At 66.7% G+C, this 21,618-nt stretch carries 16 protein-coding genes; 3 read left to right on the top strand and 13 right to left on the bottom strand.

The annotated features are described in order from the left end of the window. Positions 1-2 precede the first annotated feature (2 nt). The 9 genes from QX108_RS29915 to QX108_RS29875 form a co-directional block, all read right to left on the bottom strand. Complete coding sequence (locus tag QX108_RS29915) at positions 3-833, bottom strand: ABC transporter permease (RefSeq protein ID WP_315786685.1); 831 nt, start codon at positions 831-833, stop codon at positions 3-5. Continuing rightward, positions 826-1,599 (bottom strand): ABC transporter ATP-binding protein, encoded by a 774-nt coding sequence (locus tag QX108_RS29910; protein ID WP_172111718.1) that lies wholly within the window; start codon positions 1,597-1,599, stop codon positions 826-828. The genes QX108_RS29915 and QX108_RS29910 overlap by 8 nt, the downstream gene beginning before the upstream one ends. Before the next feature lie 42 nt (positions 1,600-1,641). Further along, complete coding sequence (locus QX108_RS29905; RefSeq protein WP_315724060.1) at positions 1,642-2,643, bottom strand: ABC transporter substrate-binding protein; 1,002 nt, start codon at positions 2,641-2,643, stop codon at positions 1,642-1,644. A 403-nt stretch (positions 2,644-3,046) separates the two neighbouring features. Continuing rightward, the gene (locus QX108_RS29900) at positions 3,047-3,610 is read right to left on the bottom strand and encodes a hypothetical protein (RefSeq protein WP_315799626.1); all 564 of its coding nucleotides are present in this window, start codon (positions 3,608-3,610) and stop codon (positions 3,047-3,049) included. 41 nt (positions 3,611-3,651) lie between these two features. Then, a complete protein-coding gene (locus QX108_RS29895) occupies positions 3,652-4,338 on the bottom strand; it encodes an alpha/beta family hydrolase (RefSeq protein WP_315786692.1) in 687 nt (228 codons plus the stop codon). Positions 4,339-4,440: 102 nt separating this feature from the next. Next, on the bottom strand, positions 4,441-6,456 hold the full coding sequence (locus tag QX108_RS29890) for a HAMP domain-containing methyl-accepting chemotaxis protein (RefSeq protein WP_315726587.1): 2,016 nt from the start codon (positions 6,454-6,456) through the stop codon (positions 4,441-4,443). 33 nt (positions 6,457-6,489) lie between these two features. After that, complete coding sequence (locus QX108_RS29885; protein WP_315724054.1) at positions 6,490-7,470, bottom strand: TRAP transporter substrate-binding protein; 981 nt, start codon at positions 7,468-7,470, stop codon at positions 6,490-6,492. Between the two features lie 286 nt (positions 7,471-7,756). Then, positions 7,757-8,401, bottom strand: coding sequence for an NAD(P)H-binding protein (locus QX108_RS29880; protein ID WP_315786696.1), 645 nt, complete (start codon positions 8,399-8,401; stop codon positions 7,757-7,759). A 139-nt stretch (positions 8,402-8,540) separates the two neighbouring features. Then, positions 8,541-10,856, bottom strand: coding sequence for a Tex family protein (locus QX108_RS29875; RefSeq protein WP_315724049.1), 2,316 nt, complete (start codon positions 10,854-10,856; stop codon positions 8,541-8,543). 196 nt (positions 10,857-11,052) lie between these two features. On the opposite strand from QX108_RS29875, the gene QX108_RS29870 reads away from it, so the two are divergent. Then, entirely contained in the window at positions 11,053-13,113 is a 2,061-nt protein-coding gene (locus tag QX108_RS29870; protein WP_315786699.1) for an ATP-dependent helicase, read from the top strand. 212 nt (positions 13,114-13,325) lie between these two features. On the opposite strand, the gene QX108_RS29865 is transcribed toward QX108_RS29870, so the two are convergent. Both QX108_RS29865 and QX108_RS29860 read right to left on the bottom strand, forming a co-directional pair. Beyond that, positions 13,326-14,279: a fatty acid desaturase gene (locus QX108_RS29865; protein ID WP_315786702.1), complete on the bottom strand. Its 954-nt coding sequence runs from the start codon at positions 14,277-14,279 to the stop codon at positions 13,326-13,328. A 13-nt stretch (positions 14,280-14,292) separates the two neighbouring features. After that, complete coding sequence (locus QX108_RS29860; RefSeq protein ID WP_315786705.1) at positions 14,293-15,324, bottom strand: alpha/beta fold hydrolase; 1,032 nt, start codon at positions 15,322-15,324, stop codon at positions 14,293-14,295. An 895-nt stretch (positions 15,325-16,219) separates the two neighbouring features. On the opposite strand from QX108_RS29860, the gene QX108_RS29855 reads away from it, so the two are divergent. Beyond that, the gene (locus QX108_RS29855) at positions 16,220-17,272 is read left to right on the top strand and encodes an LLM class flavin-dependent oxidoreductase (RefSeq protein WP_315724041.1); all 1,053 of its coding nucleotides are present in this window, start codon (positions 16,220-16,222) and stop codon (positions 17,270-17,272) included. A gap of 207 nt (positions 17,273-17,479) precedes the next feature. On the opposite strand, the gene QX108_RS29850 is transcribed toward QX108_RS29855, so the two are convergent. Both QX108_RS29850 and QX108_RS29845 read right to left on the bottom strand, forming a co-directional pair. Continuing rightward, a complete protein-coding gene (locus tag QX108_RS29850) occupies positions 17,480-19,594 on the bottom strand; it encodes a tetratricopeptide repeat protein (RefSeq protein WP_315724039.1) in 2,115 nt (704 codons plus the stop codon). Between the two features lie 81 nt (positions 19,595-19,675). Next, entirely contained in the window at positions 19,676-20,365 is a 690-nt protein-coding gene (locus QX108_RS29845; protein ID WP_315724037.1) for a flavin reductase family protein, read from the bottom strand. 303 nt (positions 20,366-20,668) lie between these two features. Between QX108_RS29845 and QX108_RS29840 the strand changes: the two genes are divergently transcribed. Then, positions 20,669-21,547 carry a hypothetical protein gene (locus tag QX108_RS29840; protein WP_315724035.1) on the top strand — a complete coding sequence of 293 codons (879 nt, stop codon included), beginning with the start codon at positions 20,669-20,671 and terminating at the stop codon, positions 21,545-21,547. Positions 21,548-21,618: the final 71 nt, after the last annotated feature.

The following is a 21,618-nucleotide window of genomic DNA, read 5'->3' as shown; positions in this document are numbered from 1 at the left end:
GCTCAACGCCAGTGCAGCAGCCGCGCCTCGAGCATGCTGATGAGCCGGCCGACGGCGAGCCCGAACAGCGACAGCATCAGGATTCCCGCCATCAGCTGATCCGTCTGCATCAGGTTGCCGGCCTGCAGCACGAACGTGCCGATGCCGGTTTCGGCGCCGATCATCTCCGCCGAGACCACCAGCATCAGCGCCACCGACGCGGTGATACGGAAGCCGGCAAGGATCGACGGCAGCGCGCCGGGCCAGATCACCTTGCGGACGATGGTCGCGAACGGCACATCGAAACTCTGCGCCATGCGGATCAGATTGCGCGGCACCGCATCGACGCCGCTGTAGACCGAGATCGTGGTCGAGAAGAACACCCCGAGCGCGATGGTTGCGATCTTCGGCTGCTCACCGATGCCGAGCCAGAGGATGAGCAGCGGCAGCACGGCGATCTTCGGGATCGGGAACAGCGCCGAGACGAAGGTGATGCCGACGCTGCGCGCGATCCGCCACAGTCCGATGGCGAAGCCGACGACGATGCCTGAGGCGGTGCCGAGCGCCCAGCCCGAGAGGATGCGCAGCAGCGACACCGACACGTGCTGCCACAGCGCCCCGCTCTCGGCGAGTCGAAAGAGCGCGCGCAAGATCCCGAGCGGGGTCGGCAGGAACAAGGGATTGACCAGCGCGAGACTGCCGATCAGTTGCCATAGGCCCAGCGCAGCGGCGAGGGCGAGCAGGCCTGCCCAGCGGCTCGCGGCCGGCGTGAAGCCGCCGCCGCGGAAGCGCACCGGTCTCGTCGTCGCGCCGTCGGTGGTGCGGACCGCTTCGCCCGTCGCACGATCAAGCATGCTGGACCTCGCGCTCGGCGTCGATGGCCTCGGTCCGGATCAGCGACCACAGCTCGTTCTGCAGCTCCAGCAATTGGGTTCGCACCGATGCCTCGTCGCGTTCCCGTCGTTTGACGGGAACGCTCACGACCTTCCGGATGCGGCCGGGACGGCGCGACAGTACGACGATGCGGTCGGCGAGCCGCACGGCCTCTTCGAGATTATGCGTGACGTAGACGGCGCCCATCGTTCCGTCGGCGAGCAGATCGACGAAATCCTCCATCAGCAGCTCGCGGGTCTGGGAGTCCAAAGCCGACAGCGGTTCGTCCATCAGCAGGATGGCAGGCCGCACCACGAGCGCCCGGGCTATGCCGACCCGCTGACGCATGCCGCCGGACAGCTGCTTGGGAAAGACAGCCCGGAAGTCGAGCAGCCTCGTCCGCCCCAGGGCGTCGTCGACGGCTGCGGCCCGCTGTAGCGCCGATTGCGACGTATGTAGCAGCGGGAACGCGACATTCTCCGCGACGCTCGCCCAGGGCAGCAGTGCAAAGTCCTGGAAGACGAAGGTCAGGGGATTGAGGCTGCCGGGCGGCGGTGCGCCGCGGAGCAGCGCCCTTCCCGCGGTCGGCTGCAAGAGCCCGCCGAGGATCGAGAGCAGCGTGCTCTTGCCACAGCCGGAGGGGCCGACGATGGCGACCACCTCGCCTGCCCCCACCGTGAAGGACACATCATGGAGCACGTCCAGCGCATCGAAGCGGTGACTGATGGTCTCGGCGATCAGATCCATGTCAGACGGTTCCGGCCCAACTCTGGCCCTGCTTATCTCCGCTCAATCCGGCTTCACCAGGTCTTTGGCGATGATCGCGGCCGCGTCATAGCCCTGGTCCGCAAAACCCTGCGCCTGAAGCCACTTGATCTGGCTGTCGATGTTATTGACGTCGAGCTTGCCGTCGGGATCGATATAGGCGCAGTTGCCCACCACCTGCTCGACCGGCAGGTTGGTGTACTTGCCGATGATTTCGAGCAGCGGCTTCGTTCTATCGTCGATTGCGGCATTGCCGTCCTTCACCGAGGCAAGCACCACGTCGTGATACTCGCGCTCGGCCCGCTGCAGCGCGCCGAGCAGCTTCGCGACCGCGGCCGTGTTCGCGAGAGTCTTCGGTCCAGCAAAGACGCCGCTCACCTGCCAGGGCGTCTCGTCTCCGACCCAGCCGAGATGCTTGACGGCGCCTTCCTCCATCAGCTTGCGCGCGACAGAGACCGGCATCAGCGCCGCATCGACGGCCTCTCCCTTGATGGCAGCCGCCATGTTCGACATCGACTGCAGCGGCACGATCTTCACGTCCGCAAGTTTGAAGCCGTATTTGTCGGCGAGGAGTCCGACGGAATAGTGAAAGCTCGACCCCACTTGCGTCATCGCCACGCGCTTGCCGGCAATGTCCTTCGGGGTCTTGAGACCGGCCTCATAGGCCTTGTTGCTCGCGAAATAGCCGATCAGCGGATAGCCGGGGCGATCGCGGCTCATGCCTGCAATGATCTTCAAGGCGCCCTTGCCCGCAAGATTATAGAGCCCGGCCGTGAACGCGGTGACCCCGACGTCGACATCGCCGGTTGCGGTGGCCACCGCGATCGGTTGCGCCGCATCGAAGAACTTCAGCTCGACATCCAACCCGGTCTCGCGGAAATAGCCTTTGTCGAGCGCGATGAAGACCGGGGCTGACGACGACAACCTGAGCACGCCGATCCGAAGCTTGGCGTCGTCGGCCTGCGCGGCGGTGATCGACGCAAATGTCCAAAGGGCCGCCAAGACCAGGTTCAGGTATCGGAACATCAAGCTCTCCAAGATCCGGCCCCCCTCTCGGCTTCAGCCCGGCGGTGTCCGCAGACTTGTTGCAATATTTCGAACCGGATGTCGCGCAAATTTTCGGAGAGACCGGCGGCCGAGGAGCCCTGAGGCCTGCTCGCGCCCGGCACGATCTCTCCTTCAAGCCGGCCCCGTTCGGGTTCGGCTCGGCGGCCGAGCTCTTTCGCAAGTGCGATCGAGGGATTATCCGACCGGCGACGCCCCCGTGCTGTCGGCTTGCGGATGTCACCATCGAGCTTCGAGATCATCCATGTCGGCTGGATAGAAGGCGGCTGATCTCCCGGACTGGAGAAAGTGATCATCAGTCCGTCGAGCGTTACGAAGTCGAGGCCGGTTCGCCAGTCCGCGTCGTCGCAGCGCGCCGAAGGCCTCAGAACATCTTGAGCTCGGGCTTCTCGCCATTTGACAGAAAGGTCCCCTCGAACCGGCCGAGTTCGCTATCGGCCGTGCATTCGAGCAGCGACGGCCCCTTGAACGGGTTTCCATGGCGGCAGCGGCCCTTGGCCTTGAGCCGATTGATGCTTTGCTTCGGGCTCTGGCCGATGATCATCAGGTCGACCGGCGTCACGATCTGGTCCGGTCCGGGCCTCTCCTCCAGATCGCCACGATTGGAGAACGTGATCACGCCGCCGTCCAGCAAAGTGAAATAGAAACCGGTCCGCTGGTCGTCGTAATCGGTGTTGAGCAGGACCCCCTTGCAGTCGGCGCTACGGTCCTTGCCCGCGATCACGAGCTTCTTGCAGGTTCCTTTCACGATCGCCATGCCCGTCAGGCGAGGGTCGGCAAGCGCCGGATCTGCCGGCATCGAGATGAAGCTGATAGCAAACACTGCCACCGCCAGCGCTGTTGATCTCATCGTCAGCCCCCACCCGGACCCTTCCTGCTGACTATGTCCCAACCTCTGACGACAGCAAAGTTCTTTTTTTGTTCTCATTCGATTTTTCGCAAGCCCGGGCGCAGGCTCGCCCGAGGGCGTCAGGAGTCGCGGACACCCAGTCCATCGGCCCATGACGCAAACGTCTGCGTAAGCTCGTCCATGACGGCCAGATCGTCCCGGCCCGAACGCGCAGGGACGTGGAAGGCGTGATCAGCCTGCGCGATCAGATGCAGCGTCGCGCGCCGCCCCAGCCGCTTGACGACGGGCTCAAGCAGCTCCGTCTCCGCCAGCTTGTCGCGCGTGCCCTGCAGAAACAGCATCGGCAAAGCAACCCCGTCGAGGTGATCAGCGCGCGCGACCGACGGCTTGCCGGCGGGATGCAGGGGAAAGCCGAGGAAGGCCAGGCCTGCGACGCCGGGGAGCGGCAGGGCGGATTGCGCCTGCGACGTCATGCGCGCCCCGAACGATTTGCCGCCGGCAATCAGCGGCAGCCCGGAGCAGAGCCGCGCCGCCTCCGCCACGGCCGCCCGCACCGTCGCGTGTGCGAGCGCGGGTGGATCGGGCCGCTTGCTGCCCTTCTCCATGTAGGGAAACTGGAAGCGCAGCGTTGCGACGCCGCGGCGGGCGAGGCTTTCCGCCGCATCGTTCATGAAGGCGTGGGTCATGCCGGCGCCGGCGCCATGCGCGAACACGAAGCAGGCGCGCGCCTGCGGCGGGGCGAGCAGCAGCGCGGACACCGGGCCCGCGCCTGCGACCGGAATGCTGAGAGACCGCGAGGCGTTCATGGCGTCATGCTTGCAGTTGCGGTCCGCCGCGCGTCAACTCTCATCGTCATCACGGCGAACGGCGGAGTCACGCCGTCTCGCCTGGCTTTGATGCGGTGACGATCAGGCCGCGGTCCGGATCGTCTGCAGGAAATCATCGACGTTGCTCTTCAGCGACGCAGCCTGTTGCTGGAGAGCGGCGGCTGCCGCCAACGCTGCTTCCGCGCCGGCATCGGTCTGTCCGGCCACGCTGCGGACGTCGCCGATCTCCTGCGTGACCGCCGCCGTGCCGCTGGCCGCCTGCTCGACATTGCGCGCGATCTCGCTGGTCGCAGCCCCCTGCTGCTCGACCGCAGCCGCGATCGCGTTGGAGATTTCGGCGATCTCGCGCACCGTGGTGCCGAACTGCGCGATCGCGCCGACCGTCTCCTCCGTCGCGCTCTGGATGGTCGCGATCTGGCTCGAGATCTGCTCGGTGGCCTGCGCAGTCTGCGACGCCAGGTTCTTCACCTCGCTCGCGACGATCGCAAATCCTCGGCCTGCTTCGCCGGCGCGCGCCGCCTCGATGGTCGCGTTCAGCGCGAGAAGATTGGTCTGGCTCGCGATCGCCTGGATCAGCTGCACGATGGTTCCGATCCGCTCGGCGGCGCTCGACAGGCCGTCGATCAACTCGGAGGTCCGCTGGGTTTCCTGCGTCGCCCGACCCGACACGGCAACCGAACGCTGAACCTGGGCGGAAATTTCGCGGATCGAGGCCGCCAGCTCCTGTGTCGCCGAGGCCACGGTCTGCACGTTGACGGAGGCCTGCTCGGCCCGGTTGGCAACCGCCTCCGCAAGGCCACGTCCACGCTCGGCCACGCGTGCCAACTCGCTCGCGCTCTGGCCCATCTCGGTCGCACGCCCGCCGACACCGGTGATGACGCCCTGCATGCCCTGCTCGAAGCGCCCGGCCAGGTCGGACATCATCCGGGTGCGCTCGGCTTCCGCCGCCTCGCGCTGGGCCGCGGCCTCCTGCTCCATTCGCCGCACCGCAAGCGCATTGTCACGGAACACCTCAACGGCCCGCGCCATCCGGCCGATCTCGTTGCGCTGCTCGCCGCCGGGGATCGGCTGCTCCAGCTCGCCTGCGGCCAGCGACTGCATGCGGTCCGTCATGCTGCGGATCGGGCCCGACACGCTGGCGCCGATCAGCCAAGCCAGCACTGCGCCGAGCACGAGGGCGCCGGCCGCGGTGACGATCACGGTCTGCCTCGTGTCCTCGACCGCGACAGCCGTCCGGGCTCCCTGATCCACGCGCGCTGTCCCCAGCTGCTGGTTGATCCGACCGACATGCCCGTCGATCGCCGCACTCGCCTTGACCAGCTCGGCCTGCTTGGCACGCAGATCAGCTGCGATCTTGATGACCTCTTCGAAAGCCGCGGCGTCGGCCGTCATGGCCTCCTTGAGCGACGCGACCAGCCCCTTCAGCTTGGCGTCGTCGACAGCAGCGAGCTCAGCCTCGGAATCGGCGATCGCCAGCCTCGCATAGACGAAGGTGAGCCTGGCGTCCTCGGCATCGTTGGGGGACAGCGTGCTCGTGTAGCGCATGACCGCGACGCGCGCCGCGTCCACGACGCTGGCAATACGCAACGGGTTGAGCAGCGGCTCGCTGCCCGCTCGATTGGCGAGCGCGACCTGGATGCCACCGACATTGACACCGGCAACGGCACCCAACGCCTCGGTCTTGTTCGTCGCTGCACGGAGCCGGTCGACAGCTCCGGCAGCGGCCGCGAACGAGGCCCGATAGGCCGCGAGCTCGGTCCGGACCGCGCCGACGCCATCGGCGATGACCTTCAGCTTGCCGGACTGCTTCTCGACCTCCTCGGCGAGTCCGCCGACCGCGTCGATGGCCTTCCCCGCGATATCCTTGTCGCCGACGCTCCAGGTGCGGATGAACCTCTCGACCGCACCGTTGGCACTGAGCAGCGCGGCGCGGACCCGCGACATGCCGGCATCACCCGCAGCGCTCGCGACGAGCTCATCCACGGTGCCGCCGATGCGGCCGACCTGGATCATGGCGAAGCCGCCGAGCAACACGAGGAAGCTCAGGATCAGCGCAAAGCCGCCGAAGATTCGCGGGCGGACGCCGATCAACGACATCAGGGAAGAGAGTTTCATGGGATTGCCCGGCTGTTACGGAGTGGACCTGATGGTGGCGAGCAGCTCCTTGCCGAAGCGCTTCTCGAATTCGGGATCGAGCGGCTTGACCGCATCGACGAAGGACTTCCGATCGAACGTCTCGATGACGTCCATGCCGCCCTTGCGCAGATCGGCCAGCTTCTCGGCATCGAGCTCGGCCTTCCAGGTCACCTCCGCCGCGACTCTCGCGGCTGCGATCAGCGCCTCGCGCTCGCTCGCATCGAGATGATCGAACATCGCGCGGTTGGCGACGAAGACGATCGGCGCAAAGAAATGGCCGGTCAGCGTCAGATGCTTCTGTACCTCCTCGAAGCGATTGGCCGCGATGGTCGGCACGGGATTCTCCTGCCCATCGAGACGTCCATCCTTGAGCGCGGCATAGACCAGGGGAAAGTCCATCGGCACCACTTCGGCACCCAGCGCCTTGAAAGTCATCTGATAGACCGGGTTGGGGATCACACGAATCCTCAGACCCTTGACGTCATCGACGGAGCGAACCGGTCGCTTCGAATTGGTGAGGTTGCGGAAGCCCTGCTTGCCCAACGCCAGCAGCACCAAGCCCTTGTCGGCGAACTTCGCGCCGATCGCGGCGGCGACCGGCCCCGTGGCGACGGCCTTGGCATGGGCCGTGTCGCGAAACAGGAAGGGAATGTCAAACACGCCGAGCTCGGGAACGACAGCGCTCGCGATGCCTCCGGACACGACCGCGATATCGACCGCGCCTGTCCGTGTGGCAGCCAGCACGGCTGCTTCGCTGCCGAACGAATTCCCGGCGCGCTCATCGATGATGAGCCGTTTGCCGGCAAGCGCCTGCAGCTTGACCCGGAACTCGTCCGACCCGACCTGCTGCGGGTTCTGCGGCTGCGAATTGAAGACCAACGAGACCATTCGCGGTGATGCCGCGGCGTGATGTGGGCCGAGCAAGGCCGCTGTCATCAGTCCGGCGAATAAAATCTCTCGTAGCTGTTTGCGCATGAGATTCCTGAGCTCGTTGTTCTCAGCGCAGTCTAGGAGGGAGGTATGGTTAAGGCGTTAAGAAGCGAGCTCATGCCGATGTCGTCGACATTTCGACTATCGTAGATCAAGATCGGCGGCTCTCGCCGGAACACGTCTCTCTGCGGCGCCTTCGGAGCGATCAGTCCGTAGAACTACGGATCAATCATCAACGGTCGCCAAAAAAGGTCGCCCGGCTCGCAGCTACGACCGCGAACAACTTCTGATAAATAGAATTCGCCGCGGGGCACCGCAAGAGGAGGCGCCGTCAGCGGCGCATCGCACCCGACATAAGCACCCTGACTCCATCGACCGACGGAACGGTCTCGAGCAGCGCGTGTGCGACATCCGCAGCCATGATCGGCTTGTAGTTCGCGGGGATGAGGAAGCCGATGAGCTTGTTCAGCCTGTTGCCCCATTCCTCCCCCGGCCGGTCCGGCTGTCCCAGTTCCGCCCGCGCGCCGACCAACAGCGAAGGCCTGGCAATGACGAGGCCCGCGAAAGGCAGCGCGGTCAGATCCTGCTCCAGCTCACCCTTCACGCGGCTGTAGAAGACGCGCGATTTCGCATCGGCGCCCATTGCGCTGACGAGCCCGACCCGTTTGGTGCCGCTCGCAAGCGCGGCCTTGGCAACGGCGAGATTGGCATCGTGATCGACGGCACGAAAGGCGGCCTGGCTGCCGGCGACCTTGATGGTCGTGCCGAGCGCCAGATACAGCTCATCGGCGGCAGGCAGAGCCGGGAGTGCGGCGAAGTCCACGGCGTGGGCGGTCAGCTTGGCGGAAACAACCGCTGGCGCGCGGCGGCCGACGGCGTGGACGTGATCGACGGACGGATCGGCGAGCAGGCCGCTCAGAAGCTCACGGCCGACAAGGCCGGTGGCTCCGGCAATGATCACGGTGCGCTTTGACATCTCCGCTCCCCCGGCCAGCAGGCTCGAAGAAGGTAGGCATTGCGAGCCCGGTTCGGAAGGTGGCGTCGTCCTTTTCGTTCACCGCCGCGGAAGGGAGCTCCATTCCGCGACGGGCGACTGATGATCGGCGTCGGGGCGCTTACGCGCCCTTGCGGCGCTCCGCCGCCTTGGCCATCGCCGCGGCAAACGCGCCGCCACCCGACGGCTTCTCCTCGCGCGTGGTCATGCGCGCCGCCGCCGGCGGCCGCGCGCTGGTGCGCTTCTCGCCCTTGGCCGGCAGCGGATCGGATAGCCGAAGCGTCAGCGAGATGCGGTTGCGCGGCACGTCGACGTCGAGCACTTTCACTTTCACGACCTGGCCCGGCTTCACCACCTCGCGCGGATCGTTGATGCGCTTCTCGGACATCGCCGAGATGTGGATCAGGCCGTCCTGGTGCACGCCGATATCGGCGAAGGCGCCGAACGCGGCGACGTTGGTGATCGTCGCCTCCAGGATCATGCCGGGCTTGAGATGCGTGATCTTCTCGACGCCCTCCTGGAACGTCGCGGTCTTGAACTCGGGGCGGGGATCGCGGCCGGGCTTGTCCAACTCCTTGATGATGTCGGAGACGGTCGGCACGCCGAAGCGCTCGTCGGCGAACTTGGTCGGGTTGAGCGTCTTCAAGGTCTTGCTGTCGCCGATCAGAACCTTGATGTCGCTCTTGGTCGCTTCGAGAATCTTCTTCACGACCGGATAGGATTCCGGATGCACGCCGGAGGCATCGAGCGGATTGTCGCCGTCGCGGATGCGCAGGAAGCCGGCGCATTGTTCGAACGCCTTGGGCCCCAGCCGCGGCACGTCCTTGAGCTTGTCGCGGGTCGGGAACGGACCGTTGGCGTCGCGATGCGCGACGATGTTCTGCGCCAAGGTCTCGCCAATGCCGGAGACGCGCGCCAGCAGCGGCGCAGAGGCGGTGTTGAGATCGACGCCGACCGCGTTCACGCAGTCCTCGACGGTGGCGTCGAGCGCACGCGCCAGCTCATACTGGTTGAGATCGTGCTGATACTGACCGACGCCGATCGAGGCCGGCGGCACCTTGACGAGCTCGCCGAGCGGATCCTGCAGGCGGCGAGCGATCGAGACCGCGCCGCGGATCGAGACGTCGAGATTGGGGAATTCCTTCGCCGCGAACTCCGACGCCGAATACACCGATGCGCCCGCTTCCGACACGATCGCCTTGGTCAGCTTCAGGTCCGGCTTCAGCTTCATCAGGTCGGCGACCAGCTTCTCGGTCTCGCGCGACGCCGTGCCGTTGCCGATCGCGACCAGCTCGATGCGATGCTTGATGCAGAGCTGCGCCAAGGTCAGCATGCTTTCGTTCCACTGCCGCTGCGGCTCGTGCGGATAGATCGTGGCGTGGTCGACGAACTTGCCGGTGCGGTCGATCACCGCGACCTTGACGCCGGTGCGGAAGCCGGGATCGAGGCCGAGCGTCGGCCGGCCGCCGGCCGGAGCCGCGAGCAGCAGATCGCGCAGGTTGGCGGCGAACACGCGCACCGCTTCCTTCTCCGCCTCCTGCCACAGCCGCATCCGGATATCGAGCGCGAGCGAGGTCTTGATGCGGGTGCGCCAGGCCCAGCGCACGGAGTCCGACAGGAACTGATCGGCCGGGCGGCCCTGGCGCGAGATGCCGAAGGTCACCGCGATGCGGTTCTCATACAGCGATGGATCCTTCGAATCCTCCGGCTCGCCGTCGCCGAAATCGAGCTGCAGCACCTCTTCCTTTTCGCCGCGCAGCATCGCCAGGATGCGGTGCGACGGCAGCTTGGTGAACGGCTCGGAGAAATCGAAGTAGTCGGCGAACTTGGCGCCCTCGGTCTTCTTGCCGTGACGCACCGACGACTTCACGGCGCCACGCGTCCACATCTCCTCGCGCAGCGAGCCGACGAGATCGGCATGCTCGGCGAAACGCTCGACCAGAATCGCGCGGGCGCCGTCGAGCGCGGCCTTGACGTCCTTGACCGGATTGTCGCCGTCTTTCTTGATGAACGCCTTGGCTTCGTCTTCCGGATTCTTCATGGGGTCGCCGATCAGCATGTCGGCGAGCGGCTCGAGCCCGGCCTCCTTGGCGATCTGCGCCTTGGTGCGGCGCTTTTCCTTGAACGGCAGGTAGATGTCTTCCAGACGCGCCTTGGTGTCGGCGGTCGCCAGTGCCAGCTCGATCTCCGGCGTCATCTTGCCCTGCGACTTGATGCTCTCGATGATCGCGGTGCGCCGTGCATCCATCTCGCGCAGATAGCGCAGTCGCTCCTCCAGCGTACGCAGCTGCGTATCGTCCAGCATGCCGGTCGCTTCCTTGCGGTAGCGCGCGATGAACGGAACGGTCGCGCCGCCGTCGAGCAGATCGATCGCGGCCTGGACCTGGGCATCCCTGACGGACAGCTCAGCGGCGATGATGGAGGCAAAATTCGACACGGTGTTCTTCCGAGATTCGTGACGGGGCTGATTGGATAGGAGTGCACGCGCGCCAGCGCAAGCGGGTGGCGGACGCTCTGTGGGCAACCGTGACAAAAAAGACCGGTTGCGAATCATGTAAAACGCTGTCGCAGCCGAGCCATCTCGTTGCGCGCGCGAAGCAAATCGCGGATTCTCGTGGACTGAGGGACGATTCGTGCAGGCAGCGGCCGCGACATATCTCGACGATCTCAATCCGGAGCAGCGCCGCGCCGTCGAGCATGGCGGTGCGCTGGCCGCACCGGGGCCGCCGCTGCTGATCATTGCCGGCGCCGGCTCGGGCAAGACCAACACGCTCGCGCATCGCGTCGCACATCTGCTCGTCAACGGCGCCGATCCGCGCCGCATTCTGCTGATGACGTTCTCGCGCCGCGCGGCCAGCGAGATGAGCCGGCGGGTCGAGCGCATCGCGCGGAAAGTGCTGGGCGGCCAGGCCGAAGCGATCACGTCGGGGCTGACATGGGCCGGCACGTTTCACGGCCTCGGTGCACGGATGCTGCGCGAATACGCCGAGCGCATCGGCCTTGATCCCGTGTTCACGATCCATGATCGCGAGGATTCCGCCGACCTGATGAATCTGGTGCGGCACGAACGCGGCCTGTCCAACACGCAGAAGCGCTTTCCGACCAAGGGCACCTGCCTTGCGATCTACTCGCGCTGCGTCAATGCCGACATGCCGCTGGACGAAGCGCTGGTGCGACATTTCCCGTGGTGCGCGGAATGGGCTGGCGAGCTGAAAGGCCTGTTCGCGGCTTATGTCGAAGCGAAGCAGGCGAACGCCGTGCTCGACTACGATGACCTGTTGCTCTACTGGGCGCAGATGATGGCGGACGCGACCATCGCGCGCGAGATCGGCGACCGCTTCGATCACGTACTGGTCGACGAATACCAGGACACGAACCGGCTGCAGTCGCAGATCCTGCTGGGATTGAAGCCGAACGGAACGGGGCTCACGGTCGTCGGCGACGATGCGCAGTCGATCTACGCGTTCCGCGCCGCCACCGTGCGCAACATCCTGGACTTCCCCGATCAGTTCAGCCCGCGCGCCGACATCGTCACGCTCGACCGCAACTACCGCTCGACGCAGCCGATCCTCTCCGCCGCCAATGCGGTGATCGGGCTGGCGCGCGAGCGCTTCACCAAGAATTTGTGGACCGACCGCACGGCCTCGCGCAAGCCGCAACTCGTCACCATCAGCGACGAGGCCGATCAGGCCCGCTACGTCGTCGAGCAGGTGCTGGCCAAGCGAGAGGAAGGCATCGTGCTGAAGCAGCAGGCCGTGCTGTTTCGGACGTCGTCGCATAGCGGGCCGCTGGAAGTCGAGCTGACGCGGCGCAACATTCCGTTCGTGAAGTTCGGCGGGTTGAAGTTCCTCGACGCCGCGCATGTCAAGGACGTGCTGGCGCTGCTGCGTTTCGTGGAGAATCCCCGCGACCGCATCGCCGGCTTCCGCGTGCTGCACCTGATCCCCGGCATCGGCCCGGCCTCGGCACAGCGGCTGCTCGATGCTGCGAGTGACAGCGCCGATCCGATCGCACGTCTCTGCGCGCAGCCAGCCCCTGCGCGCGCCGGCGACGACTGGACGGCGTTCGTGCGCATGCTGGAGCAGCTGCGGCTGTCGGACTGGCCCGCGGACATCGCGCGCGTCCGGCACTGGTATCAGCCGCATCTCGAGCGCGTCCACGAGGATGCCGAGGTGCGCGGCGCCGATCTGCTGCAGCTCGAGCAGATCGCCAGCGGCTATCCCTCGCGCGCGCGTTTCCTCACCGAGCTGACGCTCGATCCGCCCGACGCGACCTCCGACCAAGCCGGCGTGCCGCTGCTCGACGAGGACTATCTGATCCTCTCCACCATCCATTCCGCCAAGGGGATGGAGTGGAATTCGGTACATGTGCTCAACGTCGTCGATGGCTGCATGCCCTCGGACCTCGGCGCCGGCTCCAGCGCCGAGCTGGAGGAGGAACGTCGGCTGCTCTATGTCGCGATGACCCGCGCCAAGGACGATCTGCACCTGCTGGTACCGCAGCGCTTCTTCGTCCATGGTCAGCCGGTGCGCGGTGATCGTCACGTCTATGCCTCGCGCACGCGGTTCATTCCGGAAGCGCTGGTGCCTCTGTTCGAACGGATCGGCTGGCCGCGGCTGCCACGAGCTACGGCGGTTGCGAGCTCGGGGCCGCGGATCGACCTGGGTGCGCGGATGCGCGAGCGGTGGCGGTGAGCCTCGGTCTTGCGGCGGTCGCGGTCCCTTACCTCGCCCCGCTTGCGGGGAGAGGTCGGATTGCATCGAAGATGCAATCCGGGTGAGGGGGTACAGGTCTCGCCACGACCACTTCCCGTGCGGCTGCCCCTCACCCCACCCCTCTCCCCGTGAAGAACGGGGAGAGGGAGCGCACCGTCTGCGTGGCGATGGCTTAAGCGCGAACTCATTGCTCAGGGCTTCGCTGCTTCAAAGTGCGCGCAAAACCACGCCCAGGTCTGCCGGGTCACCGCGACATAACCCTCGCCGCGATATTTGATCTCACCGTCCACGATCGCATGCAGCTTCGGCAGTGCATGGAACGGCACCGCCGGATAAGCGTGATGCTCGACGTGGTAGGGCATGTTCCAGGCGAGCCAATGCACGGCCTGCGTCGTGAAGGTGGTGCGGGTGTTGTGGAAGGCGCTCCTGGTGTGATCGCAGCCGGTGTGCTCGGCGTAGAGATAGGGCCGCAGGATCAGTTGCCCAAGCAGCAGCGGGAGCACCCAGACCCACAGCAGGAGCGCGCTGTGCAGCGCGAGCGAGCCGAACAGCAAGAGCGCGTAGCCGGCGACATAGAAACGGGCCTCGCGCACGATGATCGCGCGACGGCCGGCGGGCACCCAGGGCACGGTGACCTCGCCGGTCACGGCATGCTTCAGCACCAGTCTGAGACGGCCGGCGACCTGGACCAGGCCGGAATAGGCGATCGCGAGCTGCGTCTCGGAGCGCGGCTTGGGGCCGACGATCAGCTCCGGATCGCGCTGGGGGTCCTGGGTGTGGCGGTGATGCTCCCAGTGGAACAGGCAGTAATATTCGTAAGGCAGCCCGATCAGGAAGCCGGAGAGATTGCCGACCGCCACGTTCAGCCGGCGGCTGTCGAACGCGGTCTTGTGCGCCGTCTCGTGCACCGCCATGAACAGGAAGGCGATGAGCACGCCCTGAACCGGCAGCAAGGGTAGCGCCCACAGCATCCCATGCGTCGATGCGATCGTTCCGATCAGCGCACCCACGGCGATGATTGCGCCGTAGTGGCTGAGCGTGCGCAGCGCGCCCTTCAGGTTGGAGCGTGTGCAGAGCTGCTGCAGCACTGCTGGTGTCAGCAGCTTCGGGCGAGGCGCGAATTCGTCGGTGGGCACGTCGGTCATGTCGAACTCTGGATCAGCTCTGGAGAAGGGTGGAGACGTTGGCTTTGATGACGTCGCGATCGGCCGGGATGCGGACGGGATTGCCGGCGCGGTGGCCGTGGACCGATGGGATCGGGCGCAACGTGGCGGAGCGGGCGTTGACCAGCTTCGGCAGCTCGCGCTCATTATCGCGCCAGTCGAAATAGCGGTCGGTCTGGCCGGGCATCAGCAGCATGTGCGCGGTGATGGCGGAAAGCGCCCGGTCGAGATCGCCTGAGAACGCCGCGCAGGCGCTGATGTCGCCGCCTTGCCAGATCGCGATCTGCGCCAGCAGATTATTGGCGTCGCGATGCGCGAAGGCGGTGTCCCAGGTGGCAGCGAGATAATCCTCCTGCGAGGCGAAGCCCTGCTCGCGCCAGACCTCGTCGCGATAGAACTCGTAGGACATCGCCCAGCCCGCATAGATGCGGCCCATCGCGCGCAGGCCGGCCACCGGCTTCTCCACGAAGCGGCCGTTCTGGAAGGCGGGATCGGCCGTCAGCGCCGCCTTCACCGCATCGAGGAACAGGTGATTGTAGGGCGAGCAGCGCGCACTGCCGCAAACCACCGCGGCGCGCTCCACCATGTCCGGATGGAGAGCAGCCCAGTGATAGGCCTGCATGCCGCCCATCGACCAGCCATAGACCAGCGCGATCCTGCCGATTCCGAACTGCTCCTCCAGCAGCTGCCGCTGCGCCGCGACCGCGTCGTGATAGCTGATCGCCGGGAACGGCACGCCGCCGAGCAGCTCGCGCGTGTTGGACGGCGAGGACGACAGGCCGTTGCCGAACAGGTTCGGGATGATGATGAAGTATCTGTCGGAATCGAGAATGCCGCCTGATCCGATCAGCCATTCAGTGTCGGTGTGTTGGGCGCCGAACGACGTCGGATAGAGGATGACGTTGTCCTTGGCCGCATTCAGCGTGCCGTAGGTCTTGTAGGCCAGCCGCAGCGACGGGAACGTCGCGCCGGATTGCAGGACGACATCGCCCGCCTCGAAGATCCGATAATCGCTGCCTGTCGCCATGCGCGTGATCCCGTGGTCAATGAGGAGAGCCTAGGTGATGCGCGACCGACCCACACGCCCATTTTTTGGCATGGCATGACCGCGCGAGAGGCGCACGCGGCATCGTGTCCGCAGCGGCCAAGCGCCCGCGTTCTCGCGGCCGGTTTCGCCCGAGTTTGGCTGGATGCAACACCCTCGAAAGAATGAGGGCGCAGGGAATGCCGGGTGAAGGCCTCACCCATGGCCCGCCTGCGAAAAAAATGCAGGCGGCAGGAACCACAGGTTCAGCCGACAATCCGGCATTCCCTGCGCGATGGGCTTACGGCTGCTCCGTGCTCTCCCTGGGGACCGGGCGTTCTTGCCCCCATCGCCCGCGCCTGCCCTGGAGCAGAGATCACGGACTTGGCCTCAGCGTCGGGAGGCCAGGACCACACGGCTTGACCGTCCGCAGCAGATCGTTCGTCGGCGCGACTTGCGTCGCGCTGCGACCCGCCACGGCCACCGCATCCCCGCCTCGCGTCTCGTGACGACCGCGCGTACGCCCCTCATCGATGAGGCGGGATGCGCGCAATAGAGCATAGTTTTCGGAAAAACGAAAGGTGAATTTTCAGGCGATTGCGGCTGCCGTGCGGACGCAGGACTTTCGCATATGACGATCGCGGTTTTGCGCGCGTCTCTCTCCACGTGGTCATGGCCGGGCTTGTCCCGGCCATCTCGGCATGCTGGGAACGGCGCGGATGGCCGGGACAAGCCCGGCCATGACGTGCCACAAAACAGCAATCACGCCAGCCGCGAGATCTTTCCTTGCTGCCATAGAGAAACCCTGTGTTTCGCGACCGCCCGCTTGCAAACCGGCTCCGCCCCTTCCAGCTGACGCACGGACGCCGTATGACGGCCCGACGCATTGGAACGAGACATGACCGCAGCAATCGAATTCGGCCTCGACACCTTCGGCGACGTCACCCGCGGCGCTGACGGCGCGATGGCCGCGCATGCTCAGGTGATCCGCGACGTGGTCGAGGAAGCCGTGCTCGCCGACCAGCTCGGGCTCGACTTCATCGGGCTCGGCGAGCACCACCGCGGCGACTTCGCGATCTCGGCGCCGGAGGTCGCGCTGGCGGCGATCGCGGCGCGGACGAGCCGCATCAGGCTCGGCTCGGCGGTCACGGTGCTGAGCTCGGATGATCCGATCCGCGTGTTCCAGCGGTTCGCAACGCTCGACGCGGTGTCGAACGGCCGCGCCGAGGTGATCCTCGGCCGCGGCTCGTTCACTGAATCCTTCCCGCTGTTCGGCTTCGACCTCAAGGACTACGAGACGCTGTTCGAGGAGAAGCTCGATCTGTTCGTCAGTCTCCTGCCGCAGCAGCCGCTGACCTGGCAGGGCCATCTGCGTCCGCCGCTGCGCGAGCAGCTCGTCTATCCGCCGATCGAGCACGGCCGGCTGAAGGCCTGGATCGGCGTCGGCGGCAGTCCGGAATCGGTGGTGCGCGCCGCGCATTACGAGCTGCCGCTGATGCTCGCGATCATCGGCGGCGACCCTGCGCGGTTCGCGCCCTATGTCGATTTGTATCATCGCGCCATCAAGCAGTTCGGCCGCGAGGTGAAGCCGATCGGCGTGCATTCGCCGGGCTACGTCGCGGACACCGACGAACAGGCGCGCGAGGAGCTGTGGCCGGACTACAAGACCATGCGCGACCGCATCGGCCGCGAGCGCGGCTGGCCGCCGATGGGCCGCGACGAATTCGTCCAGGAGGCCGATCACGGCTCGCTCTATGTCGGCTCGCCGGAGACCGTGGCGCAGAAGATCGCCGCGACCGTCAAGGCGCTCGGCCTGTCGCGCTTTCAGCTCAAGTACTCGGCGGGGCCCCTGCCTCACGTCAAACTGATGCGCAGCATCGAGCTGTATGGCCGCGTGGTGGTGCCGCGGGTGCGGGAGTTGCTGGCGCAGGAAGCGGTGCCGGCGTCCTGATCAGCGGTGCCGTGACGGCGCCTTGGTGAGCATCGGTCGACCGACACCCACCGCCGTCGTCCCGGCGAACGCCGGGACCCATACCGCGTGATCGTTCTGTGAGGCACGCTGAGCGTCGCTCTTCGCCAAACAGCGGCGCGGGGCTATGGGTCCCGGCGCGGAGGCCGGGACGACAGCGGTGGGATGGATAGAGCACCCTCACATCGCTCAGCAGACGTCCATCGTGGCGGGCAACAGCAACCCGCGCTCTCCTGCCGCCACCCGCGCGAGTTCTGCCGCCGCTCGCATCAGCACCCCGTCCCACGCCATCGGCTGCTCCTGCCGGAACAGCCGCATGGTCGGATACCACGGCGTGTCGGCGCGGTCGCGCAGCCAGCGCCAGTCGAGTGCGTAGGGCAAGAGCACCCACACCGGGCGCGCCAGCGCGCCGGCCAGATGCGCCACCGACGTATCGACGGAAATGACCAGATCGAGCGCGGCGACCGCGGCGGCGGTCTCGGCGAAATCATTCAACAGCGGCGCGAGGTCGATGACATCGCTGCCGAGGTCGAGCAACGCGGGCGCATCGTCCGGCCGCGGCTCCTTCTGCAGGGAATAGAGCTGCACGCCCGGCATCACCAGCCGCGGCAGCACGTCGCGCGCGGCGAGCGAGCGCTGGCGGTCGCCCTTGTGCCTGACATTGCCGGCCCAGACCACGCCGACCTTGAGCTGCGGCGCGCGGCCGAGCACGTTGTGCCAGGCCGCGACCTTGACCGGATCGGCGGTGAGATACGGCACGTCGCCGGGAATCGTCTCCAGCGTCGTGCCGAAGATGCGCGGCAGATCCATCAGCGGCAGCTGCAGATCGAACGGCGGCAGTGGCGCGCCGCGCGCGACCACGGTGACGGCCTCCAGACAGCGCAGCAGCGGCGCGATCGCCGGCTGCACCTGCAGCACGATCTGGCCGCCCATCGCCCTCACGCGGTCGATGTAGCGCACGAATTGCAGCGCATCGCCGATGCCGTATTCGGCGAACAGCAGCAGCGTGCGGCCGGCGAGCGGCTCGCCCTGCCATTCCGGCACATCGAAGCGCGGCATGCCCGCGGAGAGATCGGGGCAGTCGCGGCCCCAGCGGTGCTCGGCGAAGCCGGCCGGGAGGTCGCCGCACATCAGGAGAAAATGCGCGTGGTTGTAGCGCGCCAGCGCGTCGCCGGGCGCGAGGGCGACCGCCCAATGGGACGCTGCCAACGCATCGTCGATGTCGCCGGCATTGCGCAGCGCCACCGCGAGATTGGCGTAGCCCTTTCCGTAGGACGGATCGGCGGCGACGGCGCGGCGATGCGCCGCGACGGCCTGCCCGGTCTCGCCGCGCAGCTCATGGATGATGCCGAGATTGGTGTGCGCCGGAGCGTGATCGGGCGCGAGCGCCAGGGCGTGCTCGCAGGCGGCGATGGCGGCGTCGAGCTGCCCGGCGCCGCACAGGCAGGCGCCGAGATTGCTGAGCACGACGACATCGGTGGGGTCGAGCGCCGCCGCGCGGCGATAGGCGTCGACCGCCTCGGCTGAACGGCCGGCCTCGTGCAGCGCATGGCCGAGCAGCCGCGCCGCGCTGGCATCGCCGGGCGCGAGATCGGCAGCGCGGCGGTAATGAAGCGCAGCCTCGGTGAAGGCGCGCTGCTTGTAGAGCACATCGCCCAGGCTGAGATGCAGGCCCGCATCCCCCGGGCGCGCAGCGAGCGCCTGCTGATAGGCCGATACGGCCGCCGCGTCGTTCGCCTGCTCGGCGAGCACATGCGCGAGCGCCCGCCAGGCTTCGGGATAGGATGGGTCGCGTTCGAGCAGCGCGCGATACGCGGCTTCGGCGTCGCTGAGCCGGCCCTGCCGCGCCAGGGCGAGCGCGAGATTCCAGCGGGCGCGGAGCAGTGCCGGGTCGAGCTCGATGGCATGGCGGTAGGCGGCCTCGGCGTCGGCGAGGCGCGACAGCTCGAGCAGCGCCGTGCCGAGCTTGCTGTGAATGGCGGCGTCGTGCGGCCGCAACGCCGCGGCGCGCGCGAAGGCATCCGCAGCGCCTTCGCGCTCGCCTTTCACAGCGAGGGCATCGCCCAGCGTGACATAGGCCGGCACGTGGTTGGGATCCCTGGCGAAGACGCGTCCGAGCAGCGCTGCGCCCTCCGCCATGCGGCCATCGGCAAAGGCGAGGATCGCGGAGAGATGCAGCGCCGGAAGATGATCCGGCGCGGCCTGGAGAATCTCGCCGCAGACGACCTGGGCCAGGCCGGCCCGCCCTGCATTGTAGTGATCGGCTGCCTCGATCAGCAGTCTCTCGACAGAAACAGCCCCCATGATGTCCTCGACGTCTCGCACCGGATGCAGGCTTGAACGTGCGGCCGGACGATTTCAGGCGAGACGCGCGGCACGAAGCGCTCAGCTCGCGGCCGCCTCGAGGCTTGCGGTGGTGCGGGCGCGGACGATATCCGGCGTGCGATAGGCCGCCTCCGGGATCGTTGCCAGCCGCGAATCGTGGAGCCTGGAGCCGAGGCCGTAGAACTGCTGGAAGCTCATGATCAGCGGCCGCCATTTGTCGGGATCGATGCGGTCGCGCGCGCCCTCCATCAGGATGGAGCCGTCGACGTGGACGCGCTGCACCCGGACCTCGAAGCACTGGATGTGGCCCTTCAGCACGGCATCGTCGTCGGCGATGCCGTGCACCGCCTCGACCCGCGCCTCGAGCTGCACGGGACATTCGGCGACGCGCGGCGCGGCGACGGTTTCGGATCGCATCGCCGTCAGCCCGGCTGCGCCGAACTTGTCGGCCTCATGGCGATAGCCGCCGCGCTGCTTCATCGGCGGCACCGGATCCGATCCGGTGGTGAGCGCGAGGCGATCGACCGCGGCCACGAGATCGGCCGACGGCAGGTTCAGCACGCATTCGCGGCTGCGCCGCATGTTCTGCGGCGTCTTCGATCCCGCGGCGAGGCCGAGCATGCAGCGCCAGCCGAGCCAGAACGCCGACGACATCGGCGCGAGATTGAAGCTGCCGTCCTCGTTGACGGTGCTGATCAGGACGACCGGCGTCCCGAAATAGAGGATGCCCGGCTCGATGGTCGTGTGCATGGGAAAGCTCTCCAGGGTGATGCATGCCGGCGGCAAATTTCGCGCGCCGCGCGGACGGGCGCATGCGTCCGTCGCGCCCCGGAAGATTTGCGATGCGGCGGCCCCGCGCTCCACCCGATTCCCGAGCCGGTCGGATTTGGCGTGCGAACGGATGAGACGTCGCAATGGAGAGGCGGCGATCCCGGCCGTCGCAGCCGCCTCGCCTCGTCCAGCCACCGCCGAGCCCGATGGTTGCCGCACGCATCTTCTCATCCGATGGTTGACGCGATATGCTCCTGCTGCGGGCAGGGAGGCTCTGTTGTGATGAGGAAGCTCACGAGGGCGACGTCGTTCCAATTGTTTGCTGTTGCGTTGGCATGGGTTGCGCCGAGCGGACATGCGTCGGCCGAAGCCGATTTCTGCACCCCTGTGGCGCAGCTCATGAGTGACTTTGCTGCGCAGGAGCTGTTCTACTGGGACCCGGACACCAAGACATGGGCCGCCGTGCCGGACGGCGGCCTTTCGCTCTCCGGGAGGGAAGCCCAGCTGATCTACGTCACGCGGGAATTTTTTCAGGACGAGCCGCGGTCGGGCGCGATCGTCGTCAAGACCGGCCGCAAGATCGATACCAGCGAGAAAGATCCCGAGCCCGCCCGCAAGAAGATCAAGCTCGATCGCGCCAAACAGGCCGAATTCGACTCCTGCCGGGGCAGGGAGCCGTCCTCGTTCGACGGGCGGGTCTCGGCGCTGGAATATGACCGGTACCACGACTACGGCTATGACGCGTCCGACAATGAGGATGGCCGCAGCCTCGGTGAATTTCACACCAGATATGTCAGCCGCAGCGGTCGATGCGACGCCGCGACCGACAGCACCACTTTCGACGCCCCGCTGCGCTGGGACTGGCGCAGCAACCGGTCGCAGTTCTCATTCGACCCGAGCGTGGTGAGCGGCGGGTTCCATAGCCAGATCATGGCCGGTCTGAGCATCCGTGGAGCCGCCGCGGTCGGATCGGTCGGCCTCGCCGACCAGCGGGTGGACATCATCAAATATCGCACGAACGCGCAGAAGATGGCCTGCATCGCCCTTCGCGTGAAACCGACCGGCAGAAATTTCTTCATCCGTGTCAATGATTTGGAGGGAGCGCCGAAGGGCGGCCGGCTGATCCGGGCGGATGAACTGTCGCGCCAGCTCACGCGTTAATCCGTCTTTAGCCGTACTTGTTTAGTATTCTTTCGGCTCGGTGGACGGCGAACGAGCTCGAGGCTTGCGGC

Origin of the sequence: Bradyrhizobium sp. SZCCHNR1002, from assembly GCF_032381435.1 — a bacterium.
In the GTDB taxonomy this organism is placed as follows: Bacteria; Pseudomonadota; Alphaproteobacteria; order Rhizobiales; family Xanthobacteraceae; genus Bradyrhizobium; species Bradyrhizobium aeschynomenes.
The sequence above is the reverse complement of the archived record's forward strand: the minus strand, read 5'-3'. Positions and strand labels throughout refer to the sequence as shown.